The organism is Arthrobacter sp. UYNi723, assembly GCF_054057635.1.
Genome location: NZ_JBSRZM010000014.1, coordinates 68,288 through 83,207, shown reverse-complemented (window position 1 = coordinate 83,207; position 14,920 = coordinate 68,288). Strand labels below are relative to the sequence as shown.

At 61.4% G+C, this 14,920-nt stretch carries 20 protein-coding genes and 1 pseudogene; 9 read left to right on the top strand and 12 right to left on the bottom strand.

Translation table 11 applies throughout. The features are described 5' to 3' along the window. Positions 1-48: 48 nt before the first annotated feature. Together ACVWY0_RS12515 and ACVWY0_RS12510 are read left to right on the top strand one after the other, a co-directional pair. Entirely contained in the window at positions 49-216 is a 168-nt protein-coding gene (locus ACVWY0_RS12515; protein ID WP_485836983.1) for a hypothetical protein, read from the top strand. 11 nt (positions 217-227) lie between these two features. Beyond that, a pseudogene (locus ACVWY0_RS12510) lies at positions 228-371 on the top strand (NAD(P)-dependent dehydrogenase); the annotation flags it as partial. Between the two features lie 452 nt (positions 372-823). Here ACVWY0_RS12510 and ACVWY0_RS12505 read toward each other — a convergent pair. The 4 genes from ACVWY0_RS12505 to ACVWY0_RS12490 form a co-directional block, all read right to left on the bottom strand. Beyond that, on the bottom strand, positions 824-1,057 hold the full coding sequence (locus ACVWY0_RS12505) for a hypothetical protein (RefSeq protein WP_485836982.1): 234 nt from the start codon (positions 1,055-1,057) through the stop codon (positions 824-826). Positions 1,058-1,211: 154 nt separating this feature from the next. After that, positions 1,212-1,625 (bottom strand): CBS domain-containing protein, encoded by a 414-nt coding sequence (locus ACVWY0_RS12500; protein ID WP_485836981.1) that lies wholly within the window; start codon positions 1,623-1,625, stop codon positions 1,212-1,214. Between the two features lie 50 nt (positions 1,626-1,675). Next, on the bottom strand, positions 1,676-2,149 hold the full coding sequence (locus ACVWY0_RS12495) for an SRPBCC family protein (RefSeq protein WP_485836980.1): 474 nt from the start codon (positions 2,147-2,149) through the stop codon (positions 1,676-1,678). 121 nt (positions 2,150-2,270) lie between these two features. Next, positions 2,271-2,609 carry a hypothetical protein gene (locus tag ACVWY0_RS12490; protein ID WP_485836979.1) on the bottom strand — a complete coding sequence of 113 codons (339 nt, stop codon included), beginning with the start codon at positions 2,607-2,609 and terminating at the stop codon, positions 2,271-2,273. A gap of 318 nt (positions 2,610-2,927) precedes the next feature. On the opposite strand from ACVWY0_RS12490, the gene ACVWY0_RS12485 reads away from it, so the two are divergent. From ACVWY0_RS12485 to ACVWY0_RS12470, 4 genes are all read left to right on the top strand, one after another. After that, positions 2,928-3,131 (top strand): cold-shock protein, encoded by a 204-nt coding sequence (locus ACVWY0_RS12485; RefSeq protein WP_326968500.1) that lies wholly within the window; start codon positions 2,928-2,930, stop codon positions 3,129-3,131. A gap of 455 nt (positions 3,132-3,586) precedes the next feature. Then, a complete protein-coding gene (locus ACVWY0_RS12480) occupies positions 3,587-3,850 on the top strand; it encodes a DUF2630 family protein (RefSeq protein WP_485836978.1) in 264 nt (87 codons plus the stop codon). Positions 3,851-4,078: 228 nt separating this feature from the next. Further along, positions 4,079-4,522: a hypothetical protein gene (locus ACVWY0_RS12475; protein WP_485836977.1), complete on the top strand. Its 444-nt coding sequence runs from the start codon at positions 4,079-4,081 to the stop codon at positions 4,520-4,522. 182 nt (positions 4,523-4,704) lie between these two features. After that, complete coding sequence (locus ACVWY0_RS12470; protein WP_485836976.1) at positions 4,705-4,938, top strand: hypothetical protein; 234 nt, start codon at positions 4,705-4,707, stop codon at positions 4,936-4,938. Positions 4,939-5,008: 70 nt separating this feature from the next. Here ACVWY0_RS12470 and ACVWY0_RS12465 read toward each other — a convergent pair whose 3' ends face one another. The 7 genes from ACVWY0_RS12465 to ACVWY0_RS12435 all read right to left on the bottom strand — a co-directional run bounded on the left by ACVWY0_RS12465 (position 5,009) and on the right by ACVWY0_RS12435 (position 11,656). Then, complete coding sequence (locus ACVWY0_RS12465; protein WP_485836975.1) at positions 5,009-6,199, bottom strand: Fic family protein; 1,191 nt, start codon at positions 6,197-6,199, stop codon at positions 5,009-5,011. A gap of 179 nt (positions 6,200-6,378) precedes the next feature. After that, the gene (locus ACVWY0_RS12460) at positions 6,379-6,939 is read right to left on the bottom strand and encodes a recombinase family protein (RefSeq protein ID WP_485836974.1); all 561 of its coding nucleotides are present in this window, start codon (positions 6,937-6,939) and stop codon (positions 6,379-6,381) included. 445 nt (positions 6,940-7,384) lie between these two features. Beyond that, positions 7,385-7,753: a hypothetical protein gene (locus ACVWY0_RS12455; protein WP_485836973.1), complete on the bottom strand. Its 369-nt coding sequence runs from the start codon at positions 7,751-7,753 to the stop codon at positions 7,385-7,387. Then, the gene (locus ACVWY0_RS12450; protein ID WP_485836972.1) at positions 7,750-8,664 is read right to left on the bottom strand and encodes a ParA family protein; all 915 of its coding nucleotides are present in this window, start codon (positions 8,662-8,664) and stop codon (positions 7,750-7,752) included. The genes ACVWY0_RS12455 and ACVWY0_RS12450 overlap by 4 nt, the downstream gene beginning before the upstream one ends. 275 nt (positions 8,665-8,939) lie before the next feature. After that, positions 8,940-10,211, bottom strand: coding sequence for a LexA family transcriptional regulator (locus ACVWY0_RS12445; RefSeq protein ID WP_485836971.1), 1,272 nt, complete (start codon positions 10,209-10,211; stop codon positions 8,940-8,942). Positions 10,212-10,925: 714 nt separating this feature from the next. After that, positions 10,926-11,153 carry a hypothetical protein gene (locus ACVWY0_RS12440; RefSeq protein ID WP_282331177.1) on the bottom strand — a complete coding sequence of 76 codons (228 nt, stop codon included), beginning with the start codon at positions 11,151-11,153 and terminating at the stop codon, positions 10,926-10,928. 290 nt (positions 11,154-11,443) lie between these two features. Beyond that, the gene (locus ACVWY0_RS12435) at positions 11,444-11,656 is read right to left on the bottom strand and encodes a hypothetical protein (RefSeq protein ID WP_485836970.1); all 213 of its coding nucleotides are present in this window, start codon (positions 11,654-11,656) and stop codon (positions 11,444-11,446) included. Positions 11,657-11,894: 238 nt separating this feature from the next. On the opposite strand from ACVWY0_RS12435, the gene ACVWY0_RS12430 reads away from it, so the two are divergent. Genes ACVWY0_RS12430 through ACVWY0_RS12420 form a run of 3 tightly spaced genes read left to right on the top strand, consistent with a single transcriptional unit; the run spans position 11,895 to position 13,709 of the window. Beyond that, on the top strand, positions 11,895-12,341 hold the full coding sequence (locus tag ACVWY0_RS12430) for a hypothetical protein (protein ID WP_485836969.1): 447 nt from the start codon (positions 11,895-11,897) through the stop codon (positions 12,339-12,341). After that, the gene (locus ACVWY0_RS12425) at positions 12,342-12,791 is read left to right on the top strand and encodes a hypothetical protein (protein WP_485836968.1); all 450 of its coding nucleotides are present in this window, start codon (positions 12,342-12,344) and stop codon (positions 12,789-12,791) included. A gap of 3 nt (positions 12,792-12,794) precedes the next feature. Beyond that, positions 12,795-13,709, top strand: a complete 915-nt coding sequence (locus tag ACVWY0_RS12420) for a hypothetical protein (protein ID WP_485836967.1) — start codon at positions 12,795-12,797, stop codon at positions 13,707-13,709. Here ACVWY0_RS12420 and ACVWY0_RS12415 read toward each other — a convergent pair. Continuing rightward, positions 13,706-14,857, bottom strand: coding sequence for an alpha/beta hydrolase family protein (locus ACVWY0_RS12415; protein ID WP_485836966.1), 1,152 nt, complete (start codon positions 14,855-14,857; stop codon positions 13,706-13,708). The two genes, ACVWY0_RS12420 and ACVWY0_RS12415, sit on opposite strands and share 4 nt — an antisense overlap. Between the last annotated feature and the right edge of the window lie 63 nt (positions 14,858-14,920).

The window sequence follows — 14,920 nt, the reverse complement described above, 5'->3', positions numbered from 1 at the left end:
TTTGGAGGGACCCTCGACTGCGCGGGCCACGGGCACTAGCTTGGCCCTATGACTGAGATTCCAGACAAGGACGAGACTGTGCCTGTGGAAAAGGAAGCCAAAGAGTCCTTCTCGGGTGAGCCTGGCACTAAGATTGACCCCGATTTTGTTCCACCGGACACCGAAACACCGAACGAGAAACGAGCCCGGGAGAATCCCGAACAGACGGGCAGCTGAGTGGATGCACTCAGCCCAAAGCCGATCTGGGCGAGAACAGATACCGGGGAACGGGCCGGCTGGAGGGCCGGAAGGCGATCGTAACGGGAGCGGATTCCGGCATCGGGGCTGCCACGGCCATCGCCTTCGCCCGTGAAGGCGCCGACGTTGGCCTGCGAAGGAGGAGTCGTGACCTTCGTGGCCTATGTTGATGAGTCCGAACCGCGCCAGGATATCGATCCCGGAACCTACGTTCTTTGTGCCGCGGTACTCTCGTTCGATTCCCAGGAAGGGCACCGAGAGCTGATGAGAGCATGAGGAGGCCAGTGACAAAGGGCGCGCCGCGCTCGTTGACTCTGTCGCTGCCATGGCTGCGGAGCATCTTGTCGTAGTACGCCTCGGCGATACCGAAACACGCAGCGAGCGACGCCGACGGCTGTGCCTGGAACGCCTACATATGAGGTGTCAGTGATGTAATTATCGAGTCCCGCGGTCCGTCCGACAAGCTCGACCGGAATAGGGGTTGCCGGCGCGAAAAAGGAACAAACCGGGCCGGAGCCCGTGGCGGGGGCAGGAAGGTTGTCCCAATCCCCACCTGCGTGACGTTACCCCGGCCACGACCCCGTCTCTATGTCCGGTCAGTTGCCTCTGTCTGGCCGGAGTGGCGGGCGCAGTGGGCGCAGCAGTACATCCCTTCCGGGCCCTCGATTCCGTGTCCGAGAATCCGGCAGCCACAGTGTGAGCAGGCAGGTGCCATGGCATGGATGGCGCATTCAAAACTGTCGAAGGTCCCGGACTGGCCAGCTTTGGTGATGGTGAACGTCTTGTCGTAGTCGTTGCCGCAGGTATCGCAGATTGCCATGATGTGTTCCTTTCGAAACGGAGCTGGAGAAACGCCGGACTGTGCACCCGGAAGGGGACAGTGCACTCGGTTGGATGGGCGGCCACGCTCCCGGTGTCCGGTCCCGGACCGGCTACCGGGAGAGTCCTGGAGGGACTGCCGGCTCCGTCCGGTGTCAGTAGGAGATGAATTCGACCAGTTCCCCGACACGGTCTTCGGGGTAGCTCCGGGCGATGTCGGCCTGGCTGAGCATCCCGACCAGGTCATGGCCGTCGATCACCGGGAGCCGGCGGACCTGGTGTTCCTGCATGGTTCTGATGGCCTCTTCAATCGAGTCATCGGCGCCGATGGTCACCGGCTTGCCCTGACCGAACTCCCCCGCGGTCGCGGTGCGCGGATCCCCTCCCCCGGCCAGGCATTTAATGACGATGTCCCGGTCCGTCAGCATGCCCTTGAGCCGGTTGTCCTCGCCGCAGATAGGCAAGGACCCGACGTCCAGGTCTTTCATCTTCCGGGCGGCCTGTTCCAGGGTTTCCTTTTCACCGACGCATTCAGCGCCGCCGGTCATGATCTCACGGGCGGTTGTCATGGCAATCTCCTTGATAGAGGGTAGTGCGGGCTTCCAGAATGTCTGGTCTACTAGATCTGGCCGGTGGGTCCACTGTCGTCCACTTCGCCGCGCCACGCCCCGGTTTCCGTGCCTCGGGACTCGATGAAGCTCTTGAATTTGCGCAGGTCGGCTTTGACCTGAAGATCGTCAAGGTTCAGTGCGGCCCCGGCTCTTTCCGTGAAGTTTTCCGGGGCCCATTCAAAGCGGACCGTGACCCGGGTGTTGCCGGGATCCAGCGCGGTGAAGGAGACGAGCCCGGCATGGGATTTACCATCGACACTGCGCCAGGCGATCCGCTCATCGGGCTGCTGATCAATGATCTCGGTATCGAACTCGCGCTGCACACCACCGATTTTGGTAACCCAGTGATTGGTGGTGTCGGTCAGCTGCGTCACGGATTCAACACCGGACATAAATTCCGGGAAAGACTCAAACTGGGTCCACTGGTCATAGGCCGTACGGACCGGAACGGCCACATCCACAGTTTCTTCAACGGTTTCCATGTGCTTGCCTCCTGTTGGTTTGGGCCGCCTGTAAAGCGGCGGACCGGGGCCGGCATGTTCCCGGGACAAGGCCGGTGACAGGGCCGGTCGGCCGGCTGCCTCCGCTGCTCGGGACGGACGGTTATTCGGGTATTTCCATTTGGAAGCCGCAGCCGCAGCGCAGGACTCTGGCCCGCAGATAGACCGCCAGGACCCGTGCGGATGTCTGCCCTGTCGGCGCCGGCTCTGTGGTCATCGGCGCGTAGACGCTGCGCAGCCCGGAACCGGCGGCGTGCATCGGTTCACCGCAGTGGATGTAATCGCCGCCGGAGCGCAGGACGCCGGAGCTCTGCCGCGGCCCGGACCGGTTCAGGGTGACCGCGATAGACGGGACAGTGGTGGAGCCGCCGCGGTACTGCGGGTGCACTTCGCCCGGCCGTCGGGCGCCATCGGACAGATGCGGATCGGAGATCGTCGACATTGACTGTTTCCTTTGCAAGGGAAGCTTCTGGCCCTTCTGCTGGAACCGTGCTCCCGGTTCAGGCTAGACCCCCAGCCGTTGCCGGGGCAAGCATCCGGCATCCCGAAGCGCCCCCTGACGCCGCATCCGGGCCTTTGCTGACCTGGGGTCGAGGCCATCACCATGGCCTGCGGGAACGGTGCTCGGGTGAGAGGTGCGCCCGGCCTTAGCCCTTGCGCGACCAGGTTCCTGGCCCGTAGCTTGAGGGCAGCGAAAGACACCTTCCGCAGCGCCGGCCCTTGAGCCGGCGGAAAAGCAGAGTCACCGAAGGACACACCGATGGCAACAGGCACAGTCAAATGGTTCAACGCCGAGAAGGGATTCGGCTTCATCGCCCCCGATGACGGCTCAGCAGATGTTTTCGCCCACTACTCCGCAATCGCCAGCAGCGGCTACCGCTCCCTGGAGGAGAACCAGAAAGTCCAGTTCGACATCACCCCAGGACCGAAAGGCCCGCAGGCGGAGAATATCCACCCGATGTGATGGTCCCCGCCGCCGGAAAAAGCAGCCCGCCCCCGACCGGCACCGATCGTTCCTACGGAACCAGGCATCCGGTTTCATCCGGACACCGTTTCCCTGCCTTCTCCCACATATCTGCCATCCGGACGGCCCGTAGTCGGGACCAATCCAAGGAGCACCCCATGACCATACCGCCACAACGCGAACCCACACCGTTTCCGCCCCAGCCCGGGCCGACACCGGAATCCCCCGACCCCACAAACCCCATTCCTCCCAGTCCTGCTCCGGAACCGAATCCAGGCCCAGTCCCCGATCCCGGACCGCTGACACCGCCCACCGATCCGACCCGCAGGCCCTAGAACCACACAGACAGGACGGCGACAACCAACGCCGGGTCCGGGGGCAGAAAACACCTGGCACCGGAATCCCTGAAGGCGGCCTCACAGGGTTGCCTCCTAAAGAATCAAGGACTGGCAGAGATGGATAATCAGGACATCCTGGACCGTATTCAGGCCCTGGTCGATGAGGAACACCAACTCCGCGCATCCGCAGCACCCGGACCCGCATCAGAGGACGCGGATGCGGCCTATAGGGAACGCAGGGTCAGGTTGCGGCGCGTGGAGCAGGACCTTGACCAGTGCTGGGACCTGCTACGCCAGCGAAAGGCCAAAGAAAACGCCGAGGCAGACCCCGGGGAGGCGCTTGCACGGCCTACCAACGAAGTAGAAGGTTACCGGCAGTAAGAGTACCGCCCTCCCCTGAACCGGACGCCAACGCCCCCCTTGAGTTGCCCAGGCCAGGCCCGGCAGGCGGCATCAACAGGCCTACCGGCCAATGAAGGGCACGGACAGGTTTCCTTGTCAGGTTCTCCGCCCGCGGCTAGCCTGAAGTCCGGAACACAGCTCTCGCCCGGGTCTGGGATACACACCTCAACAGACGGGCCGAAGCCCTCCACGATAAGGAGCCCGTCAATGTCGACCATCTCCCATGCCCACAGGGCCGGCAATTCCTCGCGGCCCTCCGGGCAGCGGCTTTGGTGCACCAGATGCCGCACCGGCCAGCACCTGGTCATCGATTCCATCGATCCCAGCGGGCCGCGCCTTTTGCCAGAAAAAGTCCTGGTTGAGGTCTCCTACACCTGTCTGGGCTGCGATTTCCTCTACGCCCACCCCGCCACCGTCGCCCAGGTCGCCGCCATCCTCAACAAGCCGGACCCCGGGAGGACCTCGGGAATTCTGCAGTTCGGCGGAACATACATCCATTGCGGTGAACCAATGCACACCGTCGGTTCCGAAACGCGCAACATCTATGCCCCGATGACCACCGAACAGTCCGCCGAGCCCGTTCTGGACGTCTACCTCCGCACCCGCGTCCTGAAATGTGCCTGCGGATTTCAGATGGAAATACCGGACTGAGCCCACCACTTCCCAAGGCCATCGCCCGGCCCGGCCCATTCCGAATCCACCAACCACACACAGACGGACGACGGCGCCGTTCCGGGAGCCAGTTGGCCAAGATCCATCTGAACGGTAATGGCACCTTCCGGCGCCCAGAGTTGACGCTGTCCCGGCATTGGCCGGCATGAGACGATTCCCCCATGAATCAGAACAACTCCACCAGGGGCGGCCACGGTCCAGGCCGCGGCTACGCCAACACAACCGGACACAGCCACCATCACGAAGTCCTGACCACAGAACAGCTGCAGGCACTCGGGCAACGGCGCAAGGACGCCGAACAAAAACTCGAACGCCACCAACTGGAAGCCCGGAACAAGGAAAACCTCCACGAAACAGACCCGGACCCTGCAGATCCGGCGGACCACCACCGTTAAGGCCCATCACGAGCAACGGAACAGGATCCGGCGCCATATGGAACCCCGAATCCGGCCGGGCTCCGCATAGTCAGCCGGTCTTCCCGGTGGTGGCCAGCCGGTGGTTGAGCCTGTCGACCTCGTCGAGGACTTCGGTCGCCGCCCAGGCGCGGCTGCGCTTTGACTGCGTAATCGGGGTGATGATTCCTGCGTTGGTGAGCCGTTCCAGCGCGGGGTAGACGGAGCTTTCGGCGACGCCGGCTATGTGGGCTGCACTGTGGGCCTCGAACACGGGCCGCTCCAGCAGCCACGGGATGATCTTCTCGTCCGCGGATCCTTTGCGGGGTCTGGCCAGCTCCAGCCACATGGCCGGCAGGGCATCGAGTGCGGCCACGGATTCCCGGGCCGCATCCGAGGCGCGTACCGCGGAGCGGGCCAGGTAGAGCACGAACGGGTCGGCGTCACCGGACCGGTAGTTGTTGACCAGGCTGAAATACGTGTCGACGTCGGCGACCATCGCAGACGCGATCGGGGTGACCGTGTTCTTCGTGAGTCCGCGACGCCGGGAGATCGCACCGATCAGGGCCCGCCCGATACGGCCGTTGCCGTCGGTAAACGGGTGGATGGATTCGAAGTGGGCGTGCGCGATGGCCGCCTGCGCCATGATGGGTACGTCGCGGCGGTTGCAGAAGACCATCAGGTCCGCCATCAACTCCGGCACGAGCTCCGGCGGGGGCGGGACGTGGATGGCGCCACGCGGTGAATGATCGCTGCCGCCGATCCAGTTCTGCACGCCCCTGAGCCTGCCGGCGTGTGGACCGTCCAGCGGGTCGTCTTTCATCAGGGTGTGATGGGCGCCCAGCATAGCCTCCAGCCGGATCTCCCCGGCGTGCCCGGCATCGTCGATCATCCCTTGTACGGCATCGGCTGCAGCGACCATGGAGCGTGCGTCATTGCTGGACTTGAGACCGATCATAGCCCGGGCGTAGTCGTCGCGTTTGGCGTTGACGTGCTCGATTTTGGAGGAGGAGACGGCCTCACTGCGCAGGAGGAACCCGCTGATGGCGGCCATCCGGGTGCCGGCCGTGACGTCCAGGGACGCGACGGCAACGGCGGCCTCCTCGAGGGCGAGGATGGTCTGCCGGCCCGGATCGAACCAGCACGCGGCGATCATGGGTGGCAGCGAGACGACCACCTCAGTGAATTCTCGGTCTTCCCGCGGCGGCCGTCCGGAAGACTTCCACGGCATGGTCTTGCTGCCGTGTGCGGGCCAAACGGTCATGGATCCTCCGGAAGTCTGAATAACTATCTCACTATTTAGATTTTATAGGCTAAACCTGAATAGTTAGATCGCTATTGCTTGAAAAATTTCCGTCCATCGGATCCCAGCCGGCGCCCCGCGGGTGCGGCGGCGCGTCGTCGGTGACCATGGGTCATCATGATCACCTGCAAGGAGGGTCTTCAGCTGTCTGCCTTGAGGTATTGGTAGAGGGTTTCGCGGCTGATACCGAATTCGCGGGCGAGGCCGGTCTTCTGCTCCCCCGCACCGGCCCGCGTCCGTAACTCCCCTGCCTTCTCGGGCGAGAGTGCTTTCCTGCGTCCACGGTAGGCTCCGCGCGCCTTGGCCAGGGTGATCCCTTCGCGCTGGCGTTCACCGATCAGGGCCCGTTCAAATTCGGCGAAGGCGCCCATGACGGAGAGCATCAGGTTCGCCAGGGGTGAGTCCTCGCCCGTGAAGGTCAGGTTTTCCTTGACGAACTCAATCCGGACACCTTTCCTCGTGAGCTTCTGCACCAGGGACCGGAGATCGTCCAGGTTCCGGGCGAGCCGGTCCATGCTGTGCACCACGAGGGTGTCGCCGTCCCGGATAAAGCGCAGCAGCTCATCGAGCTGGGGGCGTTTGGTGTCCTTACCCGAGGCCTTGTCCGTGAAGATCCTCTCCAGCTGAACACCCTCGAGCTGGCGCTGTGTGTTCTGGTCCAGGCTGCTGACCCTGATGTATCCGATGCGCTGCCCGGCCATAATGCGTTCCTAACGAAGAGTGTCAGGTTGAACTCTAGGACCCCCAGCCACGGGTGTCAATAAATTACGCACCCACCCCAGCCTGACATGGAAGTCCGTTCCTATCCTGACGTCATCCTGGGGTATACCCCAAACAGACGGTCAAAAACGCTCCCCCATAGCTTTCGGCCAACTTTGGTATCGAACTCGAGTTCTGACCACTTCGACTCGAATGTGCTGGTAGGTCGATTTTCGGCGTGTCGACGCCCAGCTACAGGCCACCACGGGACATTTGCTGCCGGTCCTTTGCCAGCGAGCCGCTACCGCCTGCGATGGCACTGTCGGAGCCAGTCAGTAAGGGTCGTTATTGACACGCGTGGACGGTCCAGTACAGCAACCTAGTGATGGAGGCGTGTCCCTCCCAGGTGGCCGGCGAGTCTGTGATCTGGTCCGGCGACCGGTCTGGTCAGCCGTCCTTGAGCCGCCGGCCCCCGGGAAGGTTCTCACCCCAGGACGGGTACATTCCGCCCTCGTTGTGCTCGGCTTCGCGACGGGCCGTCTCTGCTTCGATGGCCTTGGCCACGAAATGGCTCCAGGTGTTATCCCCTTCGGCGTAGCTGGTCGCCCGGTACGCGGCCCGCGCCCGGTTACGGAGCGCGGCCGGGATGCTCACGGTCATGTTCGCTATTTCGGTGTCTTTGCTTTCGACCTTTTTTGGCATCTCCGGCCGGTGTCCGGGGAGCATTCGTGCTAGGGGCGCCTCCGAGGCGGGTGCAGCGGTGCGTTTCGGGGGCAGGCCGAGCGCGGGCCGGCTGGGTGTGGGTTCTGCGCTCACGCGTTGACCTCCTGAGATTCTGCGACGGCGATGCGTCGGGTCACTTCCATGGCTACTGCGTGGAGGTCTTCGGCCACACTGGAGGCCGACTTTGGCCCTGCATTGCCGGCTTTCGCTTCCCCGCGTAGGACCTCCCACCATTTCGGCCCCTTGCTGAGCTCCCGCTCGAGCTCGTGGGCCAGTAGTCCACGCTCCCGGCAGGCCTGGGCGGTTGCCTCCGCGTGGCGAATGGTCATCGGGAACAGCACCTCGTCTGTGCCAAAATCTGCTGTGAGGTGGTCTCGGGTGACCTTGTGGACCTGCTTTGAATTCGTGCCTGTACCTACCAGGACGACGCCCAAGAGGTCCAGCGACGGGTTGAGTCCGACAACGCTATCCATGCGTGCTGCGACCGCGGCGACGCCCTTACGGCTAGACATATCTGTCTTCAGCGGCACTACTGCATACCGGGCAGCTGCCACCGCTGCCGCCTGCAGTGGCTCATTCCCTGGCGGACAGTCGAGCAGAACCAGGTCGTACTCCCCCGCAACGCTGGCAAGCAGTTTAGCCAGGGCCAGCTGTGCAGCGTCGCGGTCCTTCTGGGCCTTGGCTCCGAGGAATGCGGCGGCATCGTCGAGGTGGGGACCTCCGGCAATGACGTCCAGGTTGGGGCGGATGCCCAGCAGCAGGTCTGGGTCTCCTCCGAAGCATAGCGAGGCCGCCAGGCTCCTACCGCCGTCGCCTTGGTCGGCGTAGCCAAGGTCCTCAGCGAGGTTGCCCTGAGGGTCAAGGTCCACGAGGAGCACACGCGAGCCGCCCTCGGCCAGGAGTCCGCCTACGTTCGCCACCAGGCTGGTCTTGAAGACCCCGCCTTTGCCGTTGATTACCGCGATAACGCGACTAAGGGCACCGCGGTCCAGATCGAGTTTCATCAAGTTCCCCTTCCAAAGTGATTCCAGCGTAGCCAGCAACTCTGGTTTTGCTTGTTAAGCTGGGTTCCGTGTCTTCTCTTTTTTAACTTGTGAAGATGGTGTACCCAGTGAAGCTGGCTTTTCTGGAATTACTTGTCTTTACGTATTCACTTGTGAAGCCTGTGAAGATGGTGAACCCAGTGAAGCTGGCTTTTCTGGAATTACTTGTCTTTACGTATTCACTTGTGAAGCCTGTGAAGATGGTGAACCCAGTGGTCAGCTCAGGGGCAGTAGTCTCAGGCTGCTTCCCATAGAGAACCTGCAATGTCATCGTCCGGTGGGATCCAGTGTTCCTCGCGTTCTGTGTCGTGAAGAGACATTTCTGTGATCGCTTGGTCCAGGAAACGATCCAGGTAGGCGTGCCATGCGGCGCGCTGTTGTCTGTAGAGGCTGATTTGGGCCTGTACGTCGTCCATGACGCCCAGCCGCACGGCCAGTTGACTGAGATTGGTTGTGGCGGTCAGGCGCCAACTCCGGGCGTCGCGATGGACCATCCTCAAAGCGCTCATTTCCGCCAGCGCGCTTTCCACGGCTGAGCGGCTGATGCCGGTTGCCCGGATGATGTCGGCGGTGGTGGGGGAGTAGCGGCCGCGTTCGATGGCTTCGTAGACGAGGGCAGCGGGTTCTCCCAGGGCTCGGAAGACGTGGCGTATGCCGTGGATCTTGCCTTTGCGCCAGCTCAGTTCTCGGGCCAGCTGCTGGTAGTGGGCCGGCAGCTGGATCAGGTACACATCTGCGGAGCGGCGCCGGGCATCTGCGACCTTGGTGATAATCCCGTCGGAGATCTGAACGAGTCGAGGAAGGAGTCTGGCAATTGTGGCGTGATGTTTTCCCAAGGCTATGGCCAGAGTGCGGCAGCCGACGTCCAGTAGATCTGTTTCCTTCGTCCTCATGTATCCCAGAAGAGACCGGAACACGAATCGCAAACCCAAGGACTCCCTGCCGAGCTTCATCATGCGGTGGTCCAGAACTCCGTACAGAACATTTTCAAGATCATTCACAAGTTGGTGGATGCCTGCTTTGCTGGCTGAGCCAGCTGCCCCCCCTGTGGGTTTAGTCGGGCTTGTGTCGTTAATAAACGCATTCCTTCTCCCAGCCGGTGCGGAGCCGCCTTTTTGGGTCCAGTCGACGGCGTTGGCCCACTCGGCCTCGAGTAGCCGGCCCCGTTTTGCCTCTGTGCCATACAGTGCCGCGAGGCCAGGGAACTGCCCTGTGATGCCGGCGCGAACCTGGTCCAGGGTCCAGCGGCAAGCGGCAAAATGGTTGAGGACGGCCATGCGGGCTTCTGAGGGGCTTTTGTACTGTGCGGCGTCGTACAGTCCGTTGCGGGCGATCCGGCGCAGGGGAGCGTCGCTGCCTGCCGACACCGGCACCAGGGAAACGGGCCCCTGAGTGATTCCGCGTGTCGTCTTTGCTGCACGCGCTTTCAATTCCCGGAGCCGGCGCAGCTCGGGCGCGAGAATCTTGCGGAGGCGGCCCATGGCGACCTCGGGATTGCGGCGGCGCATAGTGTCGTAGGCCGACGATAGGGGAGTGATGAGGACCTGGTGTCCACCGGACTTGTGCCGACTGCCCGGAACACGGATGCAACCGTCCGTCACGTTCTGGTGGGGGCTTGGGTCAAGGCTGGGAGTCCGGAGCCCTAACGCTTCAACAAGCTCACGCGCAGCGGCGCCGTCCATCCTCTCGGCCAGGGGTACATAGAGGTGGCGGCCGCCACTGGGGGAGAAGTCTTCCATCCACCGAAGTCCGCACTCGTCCAGGAGGCTACCCAGGCGTGTTGCATCGTCGTCTACTACAGCCTTGAGCGCTTTGGAGGTGTCAAGGTCCAGGCAGAGCGTGGCTACGCTGCCATCCACTCCGTGGACCATGACAGCTGCCGGCCGCGTAGGTACGGTCGTTGTGATCCTGGGTGCGGTTTTGGGACGGGGATACTGGAAGCGGTCACCTATCCATCTGCCCAGCCGATATGACGGCTGCCCGGCGATGAGCGGAGCGAGGATCCACGACTGCTCAGGTGTGACTTGACAGCCGACACTCGGTATAGCCTGCATTGACTCAGAATCGGGTTCAGGTACGATGAGACCAGTTCCTCTCCACTGGATGGGTACGACAAGATCCACCCACTGGGTGGGTGTTGGAAATGTTCAGATCGGTATCCGCCAAGATTTGGATCTGAACGAGAAACTTGCGACGGCCCGCGAAAGCGGGCCGTCTTTCGTTTAAGAAGCCATGCGACTGATAGGCAGAGCCTCCTGGTTTGCGTCGTCAAGTTTGTTGGGCAGACCGTTGTCACGGTCAATGAGCGCACCCAGATAGTCGCTCAGGGAAAGCCCATGCTGCTGTGCGGCTTCATGGGCGCGCTTGTGCTGATCGGGATAGATGCGTCCCCGCAGGGCTACTCGATTGCCGTCTAGCTTCGGCGTGGCGTACGGGCTGTATGCGCTCATATCCTCATCCTTCACTTAATTTCCCCCCGATACCGGTACCGCCGCTCGGCGTGTCGCCGCCGACCTAGTCCAAGAGGCGCGCCTGCAGGGCAGCGATTTGCCTCACGAACCTTGTTCTCGTTGAGGGAGTATCGGGGTGCACGGCCACGGCGTTCACCTAATGGAACGTCGCCCGCAATGACCCCCAGTCCCTGTTCCAGATACTTCAGCGTCCTGGCGGTTTGATAAACAAAACCCTGCACGCGGTGGCGGCGTGTCGCTCTTTTCAGCATGTGTGGCTTTTTGGTGTCCTAAGACTCTTCAATTGGCAATCCCCCCCGTTGCATTCCATCAAGCTTGTTGGGACGCCCTGCCGCGCGGTCTATCAAAGCGCCGACATACTCACCGAAGGACATGTTGTACCGCTGCGTCGCCGTCCAGGCGGTGTAATGCTGATCTGGGAGTACAAGGCAGTTCATTGGCGCCTTCTTACCGATCAGTTTGGGTGGGCGGTATTCCTCCATGTCATCACCCTCACTTCGGTTTGGGAGAACCTGTAGGTCTACAGGTCCTGTCGCGGTGGAACCCATTGCTTCTTTAAAAAGACCAAGCAAGCGACAGACTACATACATGCTCCGCACATGCACAACTCACTGCCTGTACCCTGCGGTAGGCATCGGGTAACATCTCTTGTGTCAGCTGCCCGCCTACTCTGTGTGGCGGCCTACACAAGTGGCTGAGCTTGGCTAAGGAGCTGGATAGATGGCAAATGGGGGCCGCAGCGTGTTTCTTACGCAGCAACAGAAGAAAGAGCGGCTAGCGGATCGCATGGGCATCCTGGTGGATATCTGGGAGGCAGATAACAACACTGCGCTCACTTACCCTCATGTTGAAGAAGCACTTTCCGCCCACGGAATCCACCTGTCGCGGACACGGTGGTCCTACTTGATCAATGGCACTGGCAGCCTGGTGACGGATCAAGAACTGCTGAAGGGCATAGCAGAGTTCGTTTTTGCCGTACCAGCCAGTTATCTGTGTGATCTCAACAGCGAGACTCCTCCCGAGGTAGAAGCGCGCATGGAATTCCTTGTGCAGATGCGGAAGCTCAAGGTGAAGAACTTTGCCGCAAGAAACCTGGGGGCCACCTCGCCAGAAACACTGAGGACGATCACCAGGATCATCGATGCATCGATGAAAGGCGACGAGTGAATGGCTCTCCCGCCGGTCCCGGAAAAGGTCCGGGAGTTATGCGGAGACGGCACGATGTCGATGAAGGAAGTTATCGACCGCTTGACCCTGATCTGTGAGAAGCCGATCAATCTGATCGAGTACAAGGAGTCCTGGGGTGCGCTGACGGCCTTCAAAGCCGAATTTGAAGATTGCATAAACGTCTACTTCCCCCCGCAGAAGTCGCGGCAATACAAACTTCACTGCATCTATCACGAGCTCGGACACATCTACTTGGAGAGCTTTCGGATTCCCCTGGCTCTGCCGGATCTCTCTGAAGAGATGCTGAGGGAAACCGCGGACGCAATTAGCGTTACCTGCCGGTCCGTTCCGAATCATCCTGTCGAACGGTGGGTGGAGGATTTCGCTTTCGAGATGTCGAAGAAGACCCGTGCACGCAACTCGTCCGATCCTGATCCTTTCCTCAGCTAGACTATGAAACTGTTGCTCTTTGCGCTGCTGAGTGCCCTATGCCTTCTTCGGATCCCTTCGGTGGTGAAGGTGGCGGAATCCCGGGCGTCGTGGCTGGCTTCGATGTTCGGCCTGACGGCGCTCTATGTCCTGGGAACGGTTACACCGCTGGAGGTCATCGACAGCTACCTCGGTGGCATCAACGTGACGAATCTGCTTCAAGCCATCTTCGCGCTACTGGCGATCTTTTTCTTCAACGACAGCGTGCGGCGTTTAGCGAACGTACCCATTGTCAGATGGACCTACTACGCCCCGTTGCTGAGCATTCCCATCATGATTGTCAGCTTCGCCCTGATTAAGGACAAAGCTCCAACAGCTGCGGACTTCATTGATACCCGCATGGACCAGCTCGCAACTGCCACGTACAGCGGCACGTACATGCTCGCGTTGTTGTTCACCTTGCTCAGGATCATCTACATGCTTCGGCACAAGGCGCGGGGCCCGTATGCAACATTCTCAGCGGGCCTGCTCGTGGTTGCGGCGGCTTGTTCGTGCCACATTACGTACGTGGTGCTGTTCCATTTCTCGCCCTGGGACGCCTTCGCCCAAGCGATCGGATCCTGGTTTGACCGCCTTTTCTATGTAGGACTCTCGGTGACGGCGGCGGGGTGGCTGATTCTTTTCCTGTCGAAGCAGCTCCCGAAATTGCGGTTCTGGATGATCGATGCACTCTGGCTTTCTGCGTTGAGGATCCGGGTAAATGCAGATCAATCCCGAGTCAGTCCGGCGTGGGACCTTTTCAATGAAACGCTCGAAAACGGGGTCTACAAAAGCCTCATCGTTCTGCACAACTACCAGCGGGGGAACATGACGATGTTCCCGGAGTCTGTTCAGGGCAGAATCAGCAAAATTGAGGCCAAGCTAGACGCACAGCCCTAGCCCTGCTCAGCCAAGATCGTTTTGCTGACCCAAGCCGTCAGTTCGTTGGAGAAGGTACGGGGCGAGGCATTCCACTCCTGGGTATGATGCGCCTCAGGTAGGGGAATCAGGGTGACGGTGTCAGGATTCGCGCGTTGGAACGCCGCTGAGATCTCCCATGGAACCTCTTGATCTGTGTAGGAGTGTAGGACCAGCGTCGGGACTGCCACCCGGTTAGGTAAATCGACCCATTCAAGTGCATCGAAATCGATCGGTTCCTCCAACCCGAGCATCCTCGCGAACGGGGGAGCCTGCAACAGGCACATGACAAGGCCGGCACCAATCGCCGGCACGCCAGCCCGCACCGCCCCCGCCGTGATGGTCTTGCGCCAACTCGTGACCGGCCCTACCAGGACGACTCCGACGATCCGGTCCCGATGGGCGCTGCGCTCCGCTGTCAGCAGCGCAATGGTCCCACCCATTGACCAGCCCGAGAGGATGATCCGCCTGGCTCCACGAGCGACGGCGTAGGACACAGCGCTTTCCACGTCACGCCACTCCGTTTGCCCTAGGTGGCTCGATTCGGCCTGTGGTGGGCTGACCTCCAGGTCGCTGCGAAATGTGGGGACCAAGGAGGTGAATCCTAAAGAACTGAATGCGTGGACGTCCCGAAACATGATCGAGCGGTCTGTCCAGCTGCCATGGATATGGATCACCCATACGTCCGTGTTCTCAGCTTCAAATAGCCATGCAGGCGCCGCACCGTACGCGGTGGGGACGTGCACCTCTTCGAACCGTCCGCCGACAGTAGAGGGCTCGAAAAACACGTCCGGAGTCCAATCGACGATTGGCCCCAGACGTCCCGGCGCGGACCCAAGAGGATCAATCCGCCGTTCTACGTACTTTTGATCCTCATTGATCAGCGTGACCTCGCCGACTCTCGTGTACTTCTGTGTCGCGGGGTCGAACACGCCAAAGTCGCCCGGGGCTTTGGTGTAGTCGTCCAAATCGATGCGGACTCTGCGGCCATCATCTGTCAGTTGAGCTCGACGGTAGTCCTTTGGTCCCCGTTTGACGATCTTGCGGGCCATGACAACCGCGAACCCCGATAGCCCGGCAGCCGGCAGAAGGAACGCCAGGCCGGCCAGGCCCCGCCGTGTCGTCAGCATTAGGTCTCACCCTCCCGCCGCGTTCCAGGGCGAGGAACGAAGCCAAATCATCGTAACGTCCCC